Here is a 15,786-nt window from a genome sequence, read left to right on the forward strand (position 1 = left end):
ACCGTCTGGTCGTGTCTGAGTGGACGATGCCGGGATACACGCAGCTGACCCTGCTCGGTGAGGGCGGGTTCGGGCGCGTGGTGCTGGCCCGGCACGACGCGTCCCGCCGGGTCGTCGCGATCAAGTACCTGCACGCCGCCGACGAGTCGTCCCGCGCCCAGTTCCGCCACGAGGCCGCCATCCTGCGCCGTGTGGTGAGCCCACATGTCGCGCGCCTGTACGAGTTCGTCGAAACCCCGGCCAGGGCGGCGATCGTGATGGAGGCCGTGCCCGGCGTGTCGCTCAAGGCGATCCTCGACCAGCACGGCGCACTCACCCCCGAGGCGGCGCTCGCCATCCTGAAGGGCTCACTGCTCGGGTTGGCCGCCGCACACGACACCGGCACCGTGCACCGCGACTACAAACCGGGCAACGTCCTGGTGCAGCCCAACCACCAGAGCAAGCTGGTGGACTTCGGCATCGCGCTCCTGTCCGGCCACAGTGGACATTCCGGCGGCACGCCGGCCTACACGGCGCCGGAGCAGTGGCGGGGCGGCCCAGCAACACCGGCCACCGACGTCTACGCGGCCACCTGCGTGTTCTTCTTGTGTGTCACGGGTTTCCGCCCGTTCCGGGACACGGGCACCGAGGCACTCCGGCACGCGCACCAGTTCGCCGCCCCACCCGTCGAGCAGGTGCCGGAACCGGTCCGCGCGCTGGTGTCGCGGGGCATGGCCAAGGACGTGCGCCAGCGGCCACCGAGCGCGGCGGCGTTCGTGGCGGAACTCGAGGCGGCCGCCGTCGCCGGGTACGGCAAGGACTGGGAGTCCAAGGGCTGGGCCCGGCTCGCCGGGTTCGCCGGTGCCCTCCTCGCGGCCTCACCCATGGCGTGGCTGGTGTCGTCGACCGGCGTGCTCACCTCGGGCGGCGCGACCGCGAGCGCCGCCGGCGCGGCCAGTTCGGCCGTGGCCGCGAAGACCGCGGCCGGCGCGGTGGTCGCCAAGATCGCCGCGGCGGTCATCGGCGCGGCGGTGGTCGTGAGCGCGGCGGTCATCGTCATCACCACCACCGGTGAGGACCCGCCGGCCGTCGCGCAGGAATCCCTGTCCGTGAGCACGCGGACCGAACGGGCCAGCTACCAGCTCAACGTGGCGGTGACCGCGGAGCTCGTGGAGGTGTCCGGGGTCGGGAACGCGGCCGCGCTGAACGACGCGCTCCGCGGCCCGGTCGACGCGCGGATCCGTGAGCTGCGGGACGGGTTCGCCGGCGTCCGCCAGATGATGCGGGACAGCGACGACGAGCGCTGGGACGACCCGGTGACGATCACCGTCCGCGCCACGGTGTTGCTGCGGAACGCGAACTACCTCTCGGTCCGGTACGAGAACCTGCCCGACGCGAGCCTGATCTCGAACAGCTCGTGGCAGAGCTTCGACGCGGTCACCGTGGACCTGCGGACCGGCGAGGCGCTGCCGCCGTCGCGCGTCTTTCGGCCGGGCGCACCGAAGGCCCTCGCCGACGTGCTGCTCGCACACTCGCCCGACCGGTTGTGCGCGGACCTCAGCACCCCGGCCGGCGAGTTCGTGCTGACCGAGGACGACCTCGGGGACGCGGTGACCGTGGCGTTCACCCCTGACCACGCGTCCTTCACGGTCGAGCTACCGGCGTTCAACCGCGCCAACGCGTGCGGCATCCAGACGGTCGACGTGCCCTACGCCGACCTGGCCGATGTGCTCGACCCGACGCTGGTGAAGGAGCTCACCAACGGGTGAACATCGCCACGGACGGCTAGCCTTGCCAGCGTGAGCAGGGTCTTTGTCGCGCAACTCGCCGGACTACCGGTGTTCGGGCCGGACGGCGAGTCGATCGGCAAGATCCGGGACGTGGTGGCGGTGCTCCGGCCCGACCGCACCGCACCGCGTGTGCTGGGCGCGGTCGTCGAGCTCGCGACGCGCCGGCGGATCTTCGTGCCGATGCTGCGGGTCACCTCGATCGACGCGAACGCGGTCACCCTGGCCACCGGCTCGGTCAACCTGCGCCGGTTCACCCAGCGGCCCAACGAGGTGCTGGTCGTCGGCCAGCTGCTGGACGCGCGGGCCGTGATCATCGAGACCGGCAGCCCCGCCGTGCTGGTCGACACGGCGATGGAGCTGACCAGGACACGGGACTGGGTACTGAGCCGGGTCGCGATCCGCGAGCGCATCGGGCGGCTGTCCCGGCGCGGCCCGATCCAGGTGCTGCGCTGGGAGGAGATCGAGGCGCCCGGTGTCACGGACCTGGCGTCGGCGCCGCAGGGGACGACGCACCTGCTGAGCGTGTTCGAGGGCATGCGGGCCGCCGACGTGGCCGCGGCCGTGCAGGACCTACCGGCGAAGCGGCGCTACGAGGTGGTGGACTCGCTCGACGACGAACGGCTCGCGGACGTGTTCGAGGAGCTGCCCGAGGACGACCAGAAGGAACTGCTCCTGCACCTCGACGAGGAACGGGCGGCGGACATCCTGGAGGCCATGGAACCCGACGACGCCGCCGACCTGCTCGCCGAGCTGACCGAGCTGGACCGGCACCGGTTCCTGGGGTTGATGGAACGGCAGGAGTCCGACCCGGTACGCCGGCTGCTGGCGTACTCGGCCGACACGGCGGGCGGGTTGATGACCCCCGAGCCGATCGTGCTGATGCCCGACGCCCCGATCGCCGAAGCACTGGCCATGGTGCGCAACCCGGACCTCACCCCGGCGCTCGCCAGCATGGTGTTCGTGTGCCGGCCGCCGTCCGCGACGCCCACCGGCCGGTACCTTGGCTGCGTCCACCTGCAACGGCTGCTGCGTGAGCCGCCGGGCGAGCTGGTGGCGAGTGCGGTGGACACCGAGTTGGCGCGGCTGTCGCCGTCCGCCTCGCTGAACGAGGTGACCAGGTACTTCGCCACCTACGACCTGGTGTGCGCGCCGGTGGTGGACGACAACGAGCACCTGTTGGGTGCGGTGACCGTCGACGACGTGCTGGACCACCTGCTGCCCGTCGGGTGGCGGGACTCCGGCAGCGAGGAGCACGCGGATGCCTGACCTGCTGTCCCGGCGACGGCTTGACCAGCCGAAACGCCCCGGTTTCCGGCTCTCCTTCGACCCTGAGGCCTTCGGCCGCGTGTCCGAGCGGCTGGCCAGGTTCCTTGGCACGGGCAAGTTCCTGTTCTGGCAGACCCTGTTCGTGCTCGTGTGGATCACGCTGAACCTGACGGCCGCGTCCCTGCGTTGGGACCCGTACCCGTTCATCCTGCTGAACCTGGCGTTCTCCACACAGGCGGCCTACGCGGCGCCGCTGATCCTGCTGGCACAGAACCGCCAGGACAACCGTGACCGCGTGTCCTTGGAGGAGGACCGTGCTCGCGCGGCCCGCACCAAGGAGGACACGGAGTTCCTGGCCCGCGAGCTGGCCGCCCTGCGACTCGCGGTGGGCGAGGTCGCGACCCGGGACTACCTGCGTAACGAGCTCGAACGCCTCCGCGCCGACCTCAAGGTCAAACCCCGCAAGTCCCGGCCGTCGGCGGACACGGTCCGCGACGACCACCGCTGGGCGGAGACCTGACCCTTACTCGGCCAAGCGGGCGCACATGGCGCCGAGCGAGGCCAGCTCGTCGGGGTCCATGTGGTCGACGAAGTGGCGGACCACCCCGGCGAGGTGGGTGCGGGACGCGGCACGCAGCGTGTCGATGCCCTTGGTCGTGATCACGGCGACCACACCGCGGCCGTCGCCGCCGAAGCGCTCCCGCGTGACCATGCCCGCGACCTCCAGCCGGTCGACCAGCCGGGTGACGCCGGAGCGGGACAGCAGCACGGCGTCGGCCAGCTCGGCCATCCGCAGCCGGCGGTCCGGGGCCTCGGCGAGCTGCACGAGCACGTCGTAGGCACCGAGGGTGATGGGATGCTCGGCGACCAGCTCGGTTTCGAGCACGCGCACCATCCGCGCGTGGGCGCGGAGGAATGATCGCCACGCGTCGAGCTCCGTCGTGGTCGGCGAACGTGTTACTCCGGGTTCCGCCACGGGGACGATGGTACGGAACGGGGCCGTAGCATGGTGGGGTGACCACTCCAGATGTCGAGGCTGTGCGTGCGGCGCTGGCCACCGTCCAGGACCCGGAAATCCACAAGCCGATCACCGACCTGGGCATGGTCAAGAACGTGTCCATCGGCGACAGCGGCACCGTGCACGTGGAGATCTACCTGACCGTGTCCGGCTGCCCCCTGCGCGACAAGATCACGCGCGATGTGACGTCGGCCGTCTCCTCGGTCGACGGCGTGCGGCACGTGACGGTCGAGCTGGACGTCATGTCCGACCAGCAACGCACCGAGCTGCGGCAGAAGCTGCGCGGCACGTCGGAGGAGCCACGCATCCCGTTCGCCGAGCCCGGCTCCATGACCAGGGTCTACTGCGTGGCCTCGGGCAAGGGTGGGGTCGGCAAGTCGAGCCTGACGGTCAACCTGGCCGTGGCGATGGCCGCACGCGGGCTGTCGGTTGGTGTGGTCGACGCGGACATCTACGGCCACTCGGTGCCGAGGATGCTCGGCGCTCACGGCAAGCCGACCCGCGTGGAGAAGATGATCCTGCCGCCGGAGGCCAACGGCGTGAAGGTCATCTCGATCGCCATGTTCACGCCGGGCAACACCCCGGTGGTGTGGCGCGGGCCGATGCTGCACCGGGCCCTGCAGCAGTTCCTGGCGGACGTGTTCTGGGGCGATCTGGACGTGCTGCTGCTTGACCTCCCCCCGGGCACCGGCGACATCGCGATCTCCGTGGCCCAGCTGCTGCCCAACGCCGAACTGCTGGTGGTGACCACCCCGCAGCAGGCCGCGGCGGAGGTGGCCGAGCGCGCGGGCGCCATCGCCATGCAGACCCGGCAGCGCATCACCGGCGTCATCGAGAACATGTCGTGGCTGGAGCTGCCCGACGGCTCGCGGATGGAGCCGTTCGGCTCCGGCGGCGGCGAGACCGTGGCGGCGTCGCTGACCCGCACCATCGGCTCGGACGTGCCACTGCTGGGCAAGGTCCCCCTGGACCCACGAGTGGTCGAGTCGGGCGACAAGGGCGAGCCGATCGTGATGTCGATCCCGGACTCGGCGGCGGCCCAGGAACTGACCCGCATCGCGACGAGGCTCTCGACCAGGGCCCGGGGCCTGTCGGGCCGCATGCTCTCGGTCTCCCCGGCCTGACCCGCCCCCGGGACAACGAGCCGCTTGGCCTCCGGCCCCCGGTTTCGAGCCTACGGCACAGCACCGACACTTCCGACCCACGACCGTCCCCCTGTCCACAACCCCCGCGTGTCCAACATCCCAGACCCGCGAGTCCAACGGTTGAGACCGCTGAGTTCAACAAAACGCGTCGCCCGAAACGCCTTGGGCACGCCGCCCTCCGGTTGTCGAACTCAGCGGTTCAGATTGTTGGACACGCGTGTCCCTGGCGTTGGACACGCGCTGTCCACAGCCACCGCGGTTGTCCACACCCTGGGGATAACCGGCGCCTCGCTGTCGGTGGCCGCCGCTAGGCTGGATCACGGGGGCCGGAGGCCGCCGCCGTCACCGGGTAGCTCGTCTGGAAGGCAAGCCGGTGGTCGGCGCCCGCCGCGATCCGGCTCAGCTCGTCGTCCAGGGCCATGAACACCTGCCACGGCTCCTGGCCGCTCGCCATGGCCAGGCGGTCCGTGACCAGCTGTTCCAGGTCCTGCACCCGTTTCGCCTTCCAGACCTTGTCCGCCAGGCTCACCAGCAGGTCGTCGAGGTCGCTGGCCGTGCCCCACGACCCGTGGTCACGCGCGAACCTCGCCCATCGCGCCTCGACACCGTGAGTTAGCAGGATCTCGTAGCCGGCGGGCTCGTGCGCGCTGCCCGGCCCGGACAGCTCCCCGAGATGGACCGTCTTGCCGATGTCGTGGACCGCCGCACCGAACAGCACGGCATCGCGGTCGAAGGCAGCTGTCGGATGGTGCCGCTCGACCCAGTCGGCCAGCTGCCAGGCCACGTCGTGCACCGCACGCAGGTGCGCGGCCAGCCGGGGCGGCGCCTCCAGCGCCTCCAGGAGTTCCCGTGCCTTGTCCGGCAACGGTCGAAGCGGCGGGTCCGTGAGGGCCCGACGCAGCGACGTCATGTGGCGTCGGGGTCGAACTTCGCCTCACCGGTCGACGGTGTCGTGGGGGTCGCGGGCTTCGAGACCTCGGGCGCCGGAGTGGTGGCCGGCGGGGTGTGCCCGTTGGGCTTGGTGCTGCTGCCGTTCGGGACGTCGATGTCGTCGAACAGGTGCTTGGTCACCGCGCGGCGCGGGTCGAAGTTCCGCAGCTGCTGCAGGTCCTGCAGCGGCTTGCGCAGCTGGTCGAAGTCGTCGCCCATCTCGTCGCGGAGCTGCTCCCTGGCGCCGGTCGCGTACTCACGGACCTTGCGCACGCTGCGGCCGAGCGCGGCGGCCGCACCCGGTAACCGCTCCGGACCGAGGATGAACAGGCCCGCCACGACCAAGATCAGGATCTCGGACCAGCCAATACTGTCGAACACTGTGGCCTACCTCCCGCGCGCGGCCCGCATCATCTCCAGCGTAGCCCGTCAATCCGACTGCAACGTCACCTGAACCGTGAGCTCGCGTCCATCGCGCGCCAGCACCACGGGTACGGTGTCGCCGATCTTGTGCTGCCGCACGGCGACGATCAGCTCCGCCGCGTTGGCGATGACCCGGTCGCCAACCTTGCGGATCACGTCGTTCTGCTTGATGCCTGCCTGGGCCGCCGCGCCGCCCTCGCGCACGTTCTGGATCCGGGCGCCCTCCGCCGTCTGCGCCGACACCGAGGCCGCGTTCACGCCAAGGTCGGCGTGGTTCACCTTGCCCGTCTGGATCAGCGCCTCAGCCACCGGCCGCGCGTCGTCGATCGGGATGGCGTAGCCAAGGCCGATGTTGCCGCCCTCGGCCGACGTCGAGATGATCGAGGTGTTGATGCCGACGAGTGCCCCCGTCGAGTCGACCAGCGGGCCGCCGGAGTTGCCGTGGTTGATCGCCGCGTCGGTCTGGATCGCGTCGTACACCGCCGGCTGCCCGTCCTCCTCGCCGACCACGACCGGCCGGTTCAGTGCGCTGACGATGCCGAGCGTCACGGTGTCGGTCTCACCGAGCGGCGAGCCGATCGCGAGGACCGTGTCGCCGACCGCAAGATCGGCGGACGTGCCGAGCTGGATCACCGTGCTGACGTCCTCGTCGACCTTCACCACCGCGAGGTCCATCTTCGGGTCGGAACCCACGAGCTTCGCCTCGGCACGTTTGCCGTCGTTGAACACGACCGTGATCTGCTGCCCGGCGGACACCACGCCACCGAGCGTGACGACGTGCTCGTTGGTCAGGACGTACCCGGCGCTGTCGATGATCGCGCCGGAACCGACCCCGGCGCCCTGGTCCGACCGCACCTCGATGGTGACGACCGCGGGCCGCACACGCTGCGCGATGTCCGCGACCGAGCCCGGCTCCCGCTCCTTGGCCGGCTGCACCTCGGCGAGCGTGGCGTCGCTGTAGAGCTGGTCGCCCCGCTCGGCGACGAAGTACGCGGCTATTCCACCACCAACCCCGATGACCAGGGCGAACACGGCGAGGAAGACCAGCGCGGACACCTTCACCCGGCGCCCGAACAGCACCTCGGGCAGGCTCAGCAGCTGGGCGGACGGCTTGGCCTTCGGCTTGTCGGAGTCCCGGTCGGCGTCCGGTCCCTTCGCGGGCGGCCCGATCACGGCGCCGGAGGAGGGGTCGCGCCACGGGTCGTGCGCGGCGTCCGGGTCCCAGGGGTCCACGCCGTTGACACCGTGCTCGTCGGTCGGCGGGCGCTGCAGCACCTCCGTGCTGCCCTCGGGCCGGCCGAACGCGGACACGAGTGCTTCCGGCGCGGGCGGCGCGGTCTTCAGCTCACCCAGGGACGGCTGCCTACCGGCCTGGGGTGAGAAAGCCCCGTCCACGCCTGCTGGCCGGCCGAACGCGGCCGCCGCACCGGGATCGACGGCAGGGCGCTGCAACGGACGTGGCCCGAGTCGGGGCCGGTCGTCACTGGGGACGTTGACGCCGGGAACGGCGCTGCCGTTCGACGGCGTGCCCGGCTCGGGATTCCACTGGTCGCTCATCGTTGCCAAGCGTGCCGGAGGGACGGTGAAGTCAGCGTTGTGCTACTGCCCGTTGGTGAGCAGCAGGGCGGCGTGGCCGGCCTGCTGGATGCCGCCGCCAACCATCGAGGGTCGGTCACCGGTGGCGGGTGCGGGCTGGTCCTGGTCGGCGCCGCCGCTGGCGGAACTGGCGAGCGCGATCGCGCCGAGCACGAGCCCGGAGACCACGACGCCGGCGCCCTGCGCCGCACGGCGGCCAGGCCTACGCCCGAGGACCGCGCGGCCCTCGCCGAGTCTGGGAGATGTTCCCAGCGGTGCGGTTCCCCCTAACGCCGCGACCCGGTCCGGTCTCTGGACGGCGACAAGCTGGCCGTCGTCGGTCATGGCGAGACCGTCCGGCATCTCCGGCATCTCGACCTGCTGGGGGATGGCCCGAAGGTTCGCGAGGAGCCCGGCCGGCGCGGAGAACGCGTTGGCCGACTGGACGGCCGACGCGGCCTGACGCTGCGCCGCTGTCTCGGCGGCACAGACCGCGCACCTGGCCAGATGTGAGGACGCCCGGTCGTGGGCGGTCGGCGACAGCTCTCCGTCGACGAACGCCACGACCACGTCCGGAAGTAAGTGCTGATCGGACAGACCCCAACCGCGCTCGTCGGTCACGACCTACCCTCCCGTACAAGTTCCCGGCGCCGCTCCAGCGACGCGCGCAGGGCCTGCCGCCCACGGTGGATCCTGCTGCGCACAGTACCCAACTTCACGCCGAGCGTGGCGCCGATCTCCTCGTAGGAGAGGCCTTCCACGTCACACAGCACGACCGCGGCCCGGAACTCCGGGGGCAGCTCGTCCAGCGCGGCCTGCAGGTCCGGGTCGAGGTGGTTCGCGACATAGACCTGCTCCGGGCTCGGGTCGTCGCCGGCGAGCCGGTCGGTGTCCTCCGGCAGCCCCTCCATGCGCAGCCGCGAGCGACGGCGGGCCATGTCGAGGAACAGGTTGGTCGTGATGCGGTGCAGCCAGCCCTCGAACGTGCCGGGCTTGTAGTTCGCGAGCGACCGGAACACCCGGATGAAGGTCTCCTGGGTGAGGTCCTCCGCGTCGTGCGCGTTACCGGTCAGGCGGTAGGCGAGGCGGTAGACACGGTCGGCGTGCTCGCGGACCACCTCGTCCCACGAAGGCGGCGTCCAGGTGGACGCGTCGTCGAGGGCGACGGGCGCGGCGTCGGCTGTCTGCGTAGGCATCGGGGCGTGTGCCACCTCTTCCGGGTCGGTAAACCCACTGCCTCGCTCAACGCTCACCGTGTTCATCGTGTTCCCATCCCCCGACCTGTCTCGTGGTGTCACCGTGAATGATGTCGGGCGCTGATATGAAGCTAGTGAGAGTCGTCTGAGAACCGCCTGAGAATCGACCTGGCCCTTATCACCCGGTTCCGGGGTCGACAACGCTAATCTCACACTTCGTGGCATCCGATACGCCGACGATCGACTCGGACGCGTTGCACGCGTACGTCGAGGGCTACCTCACCGAGGACGACACGCTGGCCACCGCACGAAGGCGGGGCGAGCGGCTCGGCGCCGCCCCGGTATCCCCGGGCACCGGCGCGGCACTGCGCTTCCTGGCGACCTCACTGCAGGCGAAGGCCGTGGTCGAAGTCGGCACGGGGGCGGGCGTCAGTGGCCTGTACCTGCTCCGCGGCATGACCTCCGACGGCGTCCTCACGTCCATCGATGTCGACCCGGAGCCCCAGGCGGCGGCGAAGCGGGCCTTCGCTGACGGCAAGATCGCGTCGGGACGCACCCGGCTGATCATGGGCCGGGCGCTGGACGTGCTGCCAAGACTCACCGAGGAGGCCTACGACCTGCTGTTCGTGGACGCCGCGAAGCAGGAGTACCCCGGCTACCACGAGCAGGGCGTGCGGCTGCTGCGTCCCGGCGGCGTGATCGCGTTCGCCAGCGTGCTGTGGGCGGGCAGTGTCGCGAACCCGGCCCGCCGCGATGCCGAGACGGTCGCCCTGCGCGAGGTGGCCCGCAACGTCCGCGACGACGACCGCCTGGTCCCGGTGCTGCTCCCGCTGGGCGACGGACTGCTGCTGGCCGCCAAGGCCCGGTGACCCCGGGCCCCGGCGGCACCCGACTCAGAAGGCGACCACGACTCCGTTGGCACGCGTCGACACGTGCAGGCTGTCGCCGCCGTTCACCGATCGGACCTCGAAGTGGTACTTGCCCGACGGGACCCGGCCCCAGCTCTTCCGTTCACCACGACCGGCGCACCGGTACAGCTTGTCGGTGCCGACCTTCTGGTCCGGCCCGAAGCGCTCGCGCCACAACCTGACCACGAGCTCCGGCGTGATCGACGAGTCCTCGTCGATCACGCAGTACCGGAGGTGGATCGCGGTGTTCACGGCGTCACTGTTCTGGTCGGTCCACGTGCGGCTGTTGAAGCCCGCCTTCACGCCACGCAGGTAGCTGGAGAACCCGCCTTCCGTCGGCGCGGCAGCGGCCGACGTGGCCGTCGGGACCAGTGCGAACGCCGCGACGGCCATCAGTGTCACTACATGCTTCATCTCAGTTCCTCTCCCCAGTTGAGATGGCTGTGTGGCCACTGCCCAGCCTGCGCCGGAAGGCCGCCAGGACGCACCTGAGCGACCTGTTCAGGGGAGGATGTTCACCCGACCCGCCGGCTCCCCGACGGGTGAATTCACTCGACGCGCTCGCCCTTGCCGAGCACCACGACCCCGCCAGCGCTGACCGTCCACCGCTGTCGGTCGGCGTCAAGGTCCACGCCGATCTCGGTGCCCTCCGCGACCTGCACGTTCTTGTCGAGGATCGCCCGGCGCACGACCGCGCCCTTGCCGATGCGCACGCCGGGCAGGAGCAAGCTGCCCTCGACCCGCGCGCCGTCCTCGATCAGCACGTCCGAGCTGATCACCGAGTCGGTGACGGTCGCACCCGAGATGATCGAGCCAGGCCCGACGATCGACTCGACCGCGCTGCCCGAGTTGACGAACTTCGCGGGCGGCAGCGGCGGCGTCGCCGTCCGGATCGGCCACCGGTGGTTGTAGAGGTTGAACACCGGGTGCACCGAGACCAGGTCCAGGTGCGACTCGTAGTACGCGTCGAGCGTCCCGACGTCGCGCCAGTAGCCGCGGTCCCGCTCGGTCGCGCCGGGCACGTCGTTGTCGTCGAAGTCGTACACCCGCGCGTCACCCCGGTCGACGAGCATCGGGATGATGTCGCCGCCCATGTCGTGCAACGACTCGGGGTTGGCGGCGTCCTCGCGCAGCGCTTCGAGCAGCGTGTCGGTGCGGAACACGTAGTTGCCCATCGACGCGAACGTGACGTCCGGGTCGTCGGGCACGTGCGGCGGGTTCGCCGGCTTCTCAAGGAACCGCGTGATGCGGCCCGAGGCGTCGGAGTCGATGCAGCCGAAGGCCTTCGCCTCGGCACGCGGCACCCGGATCCCGGCCACGGTCACCCCGGCGCCCGAGTCCACGTGCTGCTCGACCATCTGCGCCGGGTCCATCCGGTACACGTGGTCGGCGCCGAACACGACGATGTGGTCGGGCCTCTCGTCGTACACGAGGTTCAACGACTGGTAGATCGCGTCCGCGCTGCCGGTGTACCAGCGCGGGCCGAGCCGCTGCTGCGCCGGCACCGGGGTGATGTACTGCCCCAGCACGCTGGACAGGCGCCACGTCGTGGAGATGTGCCGGTCGAGCGAGTGCGACTTGTACTGCGTCAGCACGCACAGCCGGTGGAAGCCGGCGTTCACGAGGTTAGACAGCACGAAGTCGATCAGCCGGTAGTTGCCTCCGAACGGCACGGCGGGTTTGGCGCGGTCGGCGGTCAGCGGCCACAACCGCTTCCCTTCGCCCCCGGCGAGCACGATCCCGAGCACGTGCGGCTGCTGCCACTTCACGGGCTGACCCTAACGGCGCATGGCCACATACGGCTACCTTGAGGCACGTGCGTATCGGTCTGTTAACTCGGGAGTGGCCGCCCGAGGTCTACGGCGGGGCGGGAGTTCATGTCGAGTTCCTCGTGCCCCGCCTGCGTGAGTTGGTCGAAGTGGACGTGCACTGCTTCGGCGCGCCGCGGTCGGGCGAGGGTGTCCACTCACACACCCCGGCGCCCGGCATGGAGAGCGCGAACCAGGCGCTGAGCACGCTCTCAGTGGACCTGTCGATCACCGCGAGCGTCGAGGGCGTCGACCTCGTGCACTCGCACACCTGGTACGCCAACCACGCGGGCCACCTCGCGAAGCTGCTGTACGGGGTGCCGCACGTGGTCACCGCGCACTCGCTGGAACCGCGCCGGCCGTGGAAGGCCGAGCAGCTCGGCGGCGGCTACCGGCTGTCATCGTGGGTGGAGCGGACCGCGTACGAGTCGGCGGACGCGATCATCGCGGTGAGCGAGGGCATGCGGGCCGACGTGCTCGACTGCTACCCGTCGCTGGACCCCGATCGCGTCAAGGTCGTCCGCAACGGCATCGACTCCTCGTCGTACCACCCGGTGACCGAGTCGGACGCGCTGCGCCACTACGGAGTGGATCCGGACCGCCCGATCGTGGTGTTCGTCGGACGGATCACCCGGCAGAAGGGTGTCGGCCACCTCATCGCGGCCGCCCACCAGATCGACCCCGAGGCGCAGCTCGTCCTGTGTGCCGGCGCGCCCGACACCCCGGAGATCGCCGAGGAGACGACGAAGGCGGTCTCGGAGCTGGCGTCGGCCCGGCCCGGCGTCTACTGGATCCAGAAGATGCTGCAGCCGGCGGAGGTTCGGCAGTTCCTGAGCCACGCCACGGTGTTCGTGTGCCCGTCGGTGTACGAGCCGCTGGGCATCGTGAACCTGGAGGCCATGGCGTGCGGCACTGCGGTCGTCGCGTCGGACGTCGGCGGCATCCCGGAGGTCGTCGACGACGGCAGGACGGGCCTGCTGGTGCACTACGACACCGAGGACGAGTCGCGGTTCCGCATGGACCTCGCGGACGCGGTGAACACCCTGTTGAGTGACCCCGACCGGGCGAAGACCATGGGCGTCGGGGGCCGGGAGCGGGCCGTCACCGAGTTCTCGTGGGAGTCGGTCGCCGAACAGACAGTGGCCGTGTACCAGTCGGTGCTTGACTGACTCGCATGCGGGCACAACTGGGTTCCGGCGAGGTCACGCTGCGCCGGGTGCGCGAGTCCGACGCGGCGACGCTGTACGACGTGGTGGTGGAGTCACTCGACCATCTGCGGCCGTGGATGGCGTGGGTGGCGGACGGCTACTCCGTCGCGGCGGCCAAAGAGTTCGTGAGCGGCTCGCAGGAGGACTGGGAGCAGGGCAACGCGTACAACTACGCGATCTTCGTGCAGGGCCGGATGGCCGGTGTCGCCGGTCTGATGGCCCGCATCGGCCCTGGCGGCCTTGAGATCGGCTACTGGCTGCACCCCGCCTTCGTGGGACGCGGCGTCGCGACGAGGACGGCGTCGCTGCTGGCGGCGGAGGCCTTCCGCACGGGCGTGCAGCGGGTGGAGATCGTGACGGACGTGGCGAACCTCCGCAGTGCGGCGATCCCGAAACGCCTCGGCTTCGTCGAGGTGGAACGACGCTCTCCGCCGCAGGAGCCGATCACGCCTGGCGAGGACGGCGTCGACATCGTGTGGCGGCTCACCCCTGACCGGGCTTGATAGGGGAAGACTCAGGGATCTTCCTGAGAGCGCGTTCAGTCTGAAGGCAATAGCGTTCGCTCATGGCTCGAGCACGCATCCGGTTGGCACGGTTCACGGTCGCCTCCGCGATCGCGACCGGGCTCAGCCAGGTCGTGCTGCTGATGGTGTACAGCTGGACCGACCTAGACGCGTTGAGCGCCAGCACTATCGCGTTCCTGGCGGGTTCCGTCCCGCACTTCCTGATGGTCCGCTACTGGGCTTGGCCGCCCGGAAATCTTCACTCCCAGCTGGCGACGTACCTCACCGTGACCCTGCTGGGTGGCGTGGGCTCCATCGGCCTGACGACCGCGGCAGAATGGCTGGTGCTGCCCTTCCTGCCCGCGGGCTGGCAACCGCTGGCGCTGACCCTGAGCTACCTCGCCGCCAGTGGCCCGGTGTTCGTGGCCAAGTTCGCGATCTTCGACCGGGTGTTCGCGGCCCGACGCGCGCGGGCCATCACGTCCGAAGGGATGCTCCAACCCGCGTACGCGCCGGCGACGGGGTAGGTCACGCGTAGGCCGCGACCAGCTCCACCAGGGTGCGGGTCGCGAAGCCCGTCGCGCCGGCGGTGACCTCGTCGTAGTTGCGTTCCGCCCGGGCCGGGCCCGCGATGTCGAGGTGCGCCCACGGCAGGCCGCCCGTGAACTCACGCAGGAACATCGCCGCCGCGATCCCACTCGGTCCCGGCGGACACTGCCGGACGTCCGCGATGTCGCTGCGCACCGCGTCCGCGAACTCGTCAGCCACCGAGCCGGCGTCCGAGTCCAGCGGCATCCGCCACCACCGCTCGCCGGCCGCCTCACCCGCGGCCAGCACGCGCTCCGCGACCTCGTCGCTGGACGCGAACAGCCCGCCCGTCCGCAGCCCCAGTGCGACCTTCATCGCTCCGGTCAGGGTCGCCACGTCCACGATCAGGTCGGGCTCGAGCCGGTCGTGCGCGTATGCCAGCGCGTCGGCCATCGCCATGCGGCCCTCGGCGTCCGTGTTCGTGACCTCGGTGGTGCGGCCGCCGTAGTGCCGCACGATGTCGCCGGGCCGGTACGCCGACCCGGACAGGTGGTTCTCCGCGGACGACACCAGCCCGGTCACGCGCACGCCGAGCCCGAGCCGCGCGATCGCCTCCACCGCCGCGATGACCGCGCCACCGCCGGCCATGTCGGTCCGCATCAGGTGCATGCCGTCCGCCGGCTTCAGCGAGACACCCCCGGTGTCGAACGTGATGCCCTTGCCGACCAACACGATGTGCGGGCCTTTGGCTGTGGGCCGCCACGACATCTCCACGAACCGCGGCGGCCGTACCGACCCGCCGCCCACCGCGAGCAACCCGCCGAAGCCCTGTTGGGCCAGCCATTTCTCGTCCCGCACGACGACGTCGGCGACCTTGCCCGCAGTGCGGGTCGCCATCTTGGCCAGCCACGCCGGGTCCTTCACATTCGACGGCGTGTTCGCGAGGTCCCGCGCGAACGCCGTCGCCTGCGCGAGCACCGCTGCCCGCCGCACCGGCTCGTCCAGCGCCGGATCCTCGGTGACCAAACGAATGGTGCGGACCACCGGCGACGCCGAATCGGCCGTGACCGCGTACCGGTACGCGCCCAGCCGTAGCCCGCAAACGAGCTCGGCGACCTCGTCCGGCCCGACCGACGACGGCAGCTCGAGCTGCAGGGTCCGCTCCGTCGGGCGGCCGGCGTCGGTGTCCTTCGCGATCCGCGCATTCAGCGCCTTGGTCAGCGCGGCGCCCGCGGTGCGCCACTGCCCCGGCGCGCCGTCTCCGATGCCGGCGACCCAGCGCACCGAAGAACCCGCCGGGCCCGGCTGGACCTCGCCCGCCTTGCCCGTGAGCGCGACGGCCGCCATCCACTCCCCGGTCAGTTCGCTCCCCCGAGCCGACAACGACGTCGGCGCCGCGTCACCGGCCTGGCACACCACGGCGAGCGGAGCGTTCCGCCGCGCCGTGGTGGTCACCTCAACGTCGGGAAGCGCCGTCGGTATCGCGGGTACCGGTGTTTGCAACGGACC

General features: G+C 70.8%; 17 protein-coding genes. 8 read left to right on the forward strand and 9 right to left on the reverse strand.

The features are described from left to right. The first annotated feature begins 11 nt into the window (after positions 1–11). The 3 genes from VF106_RS29295 to VF106_RS29305 are packed head-to-tail and all read left to right on the forward strand — an operon-like array spanning position 12 to position 3,555. The gene (locus VF106_RS29295; protein ID WP_330843102.1) at positions 12–1,748 is read left to right on the forward strand and encodes a serine/threonine-protein kinase; all 1,737 of its coding nucleotides are present in this window, start codon (positions 12–14) and stop codon (positions 1,746–1,748) included. Between the two features lie 30 nt (positions 1,749–1,778). After that, positions 1,779–3,035, forward strand: a complete 1,257-nt coding sequence (locus VF106_RS29300) for a magnesium transporter MgtE N-terminal domain-containing protein (RefSeq protein WP_330843103.1) — start codon at positions 1,779–1,781, stop codon at positions 3,033–3,035. Beyond that, positions 3,028–3,555: a DUF1003 domain-containing protein gene (locus tag VF106_RS29305; protein ID WP_330843104.1), complete on the forward strand. Its 528-nt coding sequence runs from the start codon at positions 3,028–3,030 to the stop codon at positions 3,553–3,555. Before VF106_RS29300 ends, VF106_RS29305 begins: the two co-directional genes overlap by 8 nt. Positions 3,556–3,558: 3 nt before the next feature. Here the strand turns inward: VF106_RS29305 and VF106_RS29310 are convergent, their stop codons facing one another. Then, complete coding sequence (locus tag VF106_RS29310) at positions 3,559–4,011, reverse strand: MarR family winged helix-turn-helix transcriptional regulator (protein ID WP_330843105.1); 453 nt, start codon at positions 4,009–4,011, stop codon at positions 3,559–3,561. Positions 4,012–4,049: 38 nt separating this feature from the next. Between VF106_RS29310 and VF106_RS29315 the strand changes: the two genes are divergently transcribed. Further along, positions 4,050–5,177: an Mrp/NBP35 family ATP-binding protein gene (locus VF106_RS29315; RefSeq protein WP_330843106.1), complete on the forward strand. Its 1,128-nt coding sequence runs from the start codon at positions 4,050–4,052 to the stop codon at positions 5,175–5,177. Between the two features lie 328 nt (positions 5,178–5,505). Here the strand turns inward: VF106_RS29315 and VF106_RS29320 are convergent, their stop codons facing one another. Genes VF106_RS29320 through sigE form a run of 5 tightly spaced genes read right to left on the reverse strand, consistent with a single transcriptional unit; the run spans position 5,506 to position 9,388 of the window. Further along, positions 5,506–6,108, reverse strand: coding sequence for an HD domain-containing protein (locus VF106_RS29320; protein WP_330843107.1), 603 nt, complete (start codon positions 6,106–6,108; stop codon positions 5,506–5,508). Next, positions 6,105–6,509 carry a Sec-independent protein translocase protein TatB gene (tatB, locus tag VF106_RS29325; protein ID WP_330843108.1) on the reverse strand — a complete coding sequence of 135 codons (405 nt, stop codon included), beginning with the start codon at positions 6,507–6,509 and terminating at the stop codon, positions 6,105–6,107. Before tatB ends, VF106_RS29320 begins: the two co-directional genes overlap by 4 nt. A gap of 48 nt (positions 6,510–6,557) precedes the next feature. Then, complete coding sequence (locus VF106_RS29330) at positions 6,558–8,108, reverse strand: trypsin-like peptidase domain-containing protein (RefSeq protein ID WP_330843109.1); 1,551 nt, start codon at positions 8,106–8,108, stop codon at positions 6,558–6,560. Between the two features lie 42 nt (positions 8,109–8,150). After that, positions 8,151–8,747, reverse strand: a complete 597-nt coding sequence (locus VF106_RS29335) for an anti-sigma factor family protein (RefSeq protein ID WP_330843110.1) — start codon at positions 8,745–8,747, stop codon at positions 8,151–8,153. Further along, positions 8,744–9,388 (reverse strand): RNA polymerase sigma factor SigE, encoded by a 645-nt coding sequence (gene sigE / locus VF106_RS29340; RefSeq protein ID WP_414639090.1) that lies wholly within the window; start codon positions 9,386–9,388, stop codon positions 8,744–8,746. Before sigE ends, VF106_RS29335 begins: the two co-directional genes overlap by 4 nt. Before the next feature lie 152 nt (positions 9,389–9,540). On the opposite strand from sigE, the gene VF106_RS29345 reads away from it, so the two are divergent. Then, on the forward strand, positions 9,541–10,191 hold the full coding sequence (locus VF106_RS29345) for an O-methyltransferase (RefSeq protein WP_330843112.1): 651 nt from the start codon (positions 9,541–9,543) through the stop codon (positions 10,189–10,191). Between the two features lie 24 nt (positions 10,192–10,215). On the opposite strand, the gene VF106_RS29350 is transcribed toward VF106_RS29345, so the two are convergent. Beyond that, a complete protein-coding gene (locus VF106_RS29350; protein WP_330843113.1) occupies positions 10,216–10,644 on the reverse strand; it encodes a hypothetical protein in 429 nt (142 codons plus the stop codon). Positions 10,645–10,778: 134 nt separating this feature from the next. After that, on the reverse strand, positions 10,779–11,999 hold the full coding sequence (gene glgC, locus VF106_RS29355; protein WP_330843114.1) for a glucose-1-phosphate adenylyltransferase: 1,221 nt from the start codon (positions 11,997–11,999) through the stop codon (positions 10,779–10,781). 47 nt (positions 12,000–12,046) lie between these two features. On the opposite strand from glgC, the gene glgA reads away from it, so the two are divergent. The 3 genes from glgA to VF106_RS29370 all read left to right on the forward strand — a co-directional run bounded on the left by glgA (position 12,047) and on the right by VF106_RS29370 (position 14,276). Continuing rightward, positions 12,047–13,207 (forward strand): glycogen synthase, encoded by a 1,161-nt coding sequence (gene glgA / locus VF106_RS29360; protein ID WP_330843115.1) that lies wholly within the window; start codon positions 12,047–12,049, stop codon positions 13,205–13,207. Between the two features lie 5 nt (positions 13,208–13,212). After that, positions 13,213–13,749, forward strand: a complete 537-nt coding sequence (locus VF106_RS29365; protein ID WP_330843116.1) for a GNAT family N-acetyltransferase — start codon at positions 13,213–13,215, stop codon at positions 13,747–13,749. A gap of 62 nt (positions 13,750–13,811) precedes the next feature. Continuing rightward, a complete protein-coding gene (locus VF106_RS29370; protein WP_330843117.1) occupies positions 13,812–14,276 on the forward strand; it encodes a GtrA family protein in 465 nt (154 codons plus the stop codon). A 1-nt stretch (position 14,277) separates the two neighbouring features. Here the strand turns inward: VF106_RS29370 and VF106_RS29375 are convergent, their stop codons facing one another. Continuing rightward, positions 14,278–15,780: a leucyl aminopeptidase family protein gene (locus VF106_RS29375; RefSeq protein WP_330843118.1), complete on the reverse strand. Its 1,503-nt coding sequence runs from the start codon at positions 15,778–15,780 to the stop codon at positions 14,278–14,280. Between the last annotated feature and the right edge of the window lie 6 nt (positions 15,781–15,786).

Origin of the sequence: Actinophytocola sp., from assembly GCF_036378875.1 — a bacterium.
In the GTDB taxonomy this organism is placed as follows: domain Bacteria; phylum Actinomycetota; class Actinomycetes; order Mycobacteriales; family Pseudonocardiaceae; genus Actinophytocola.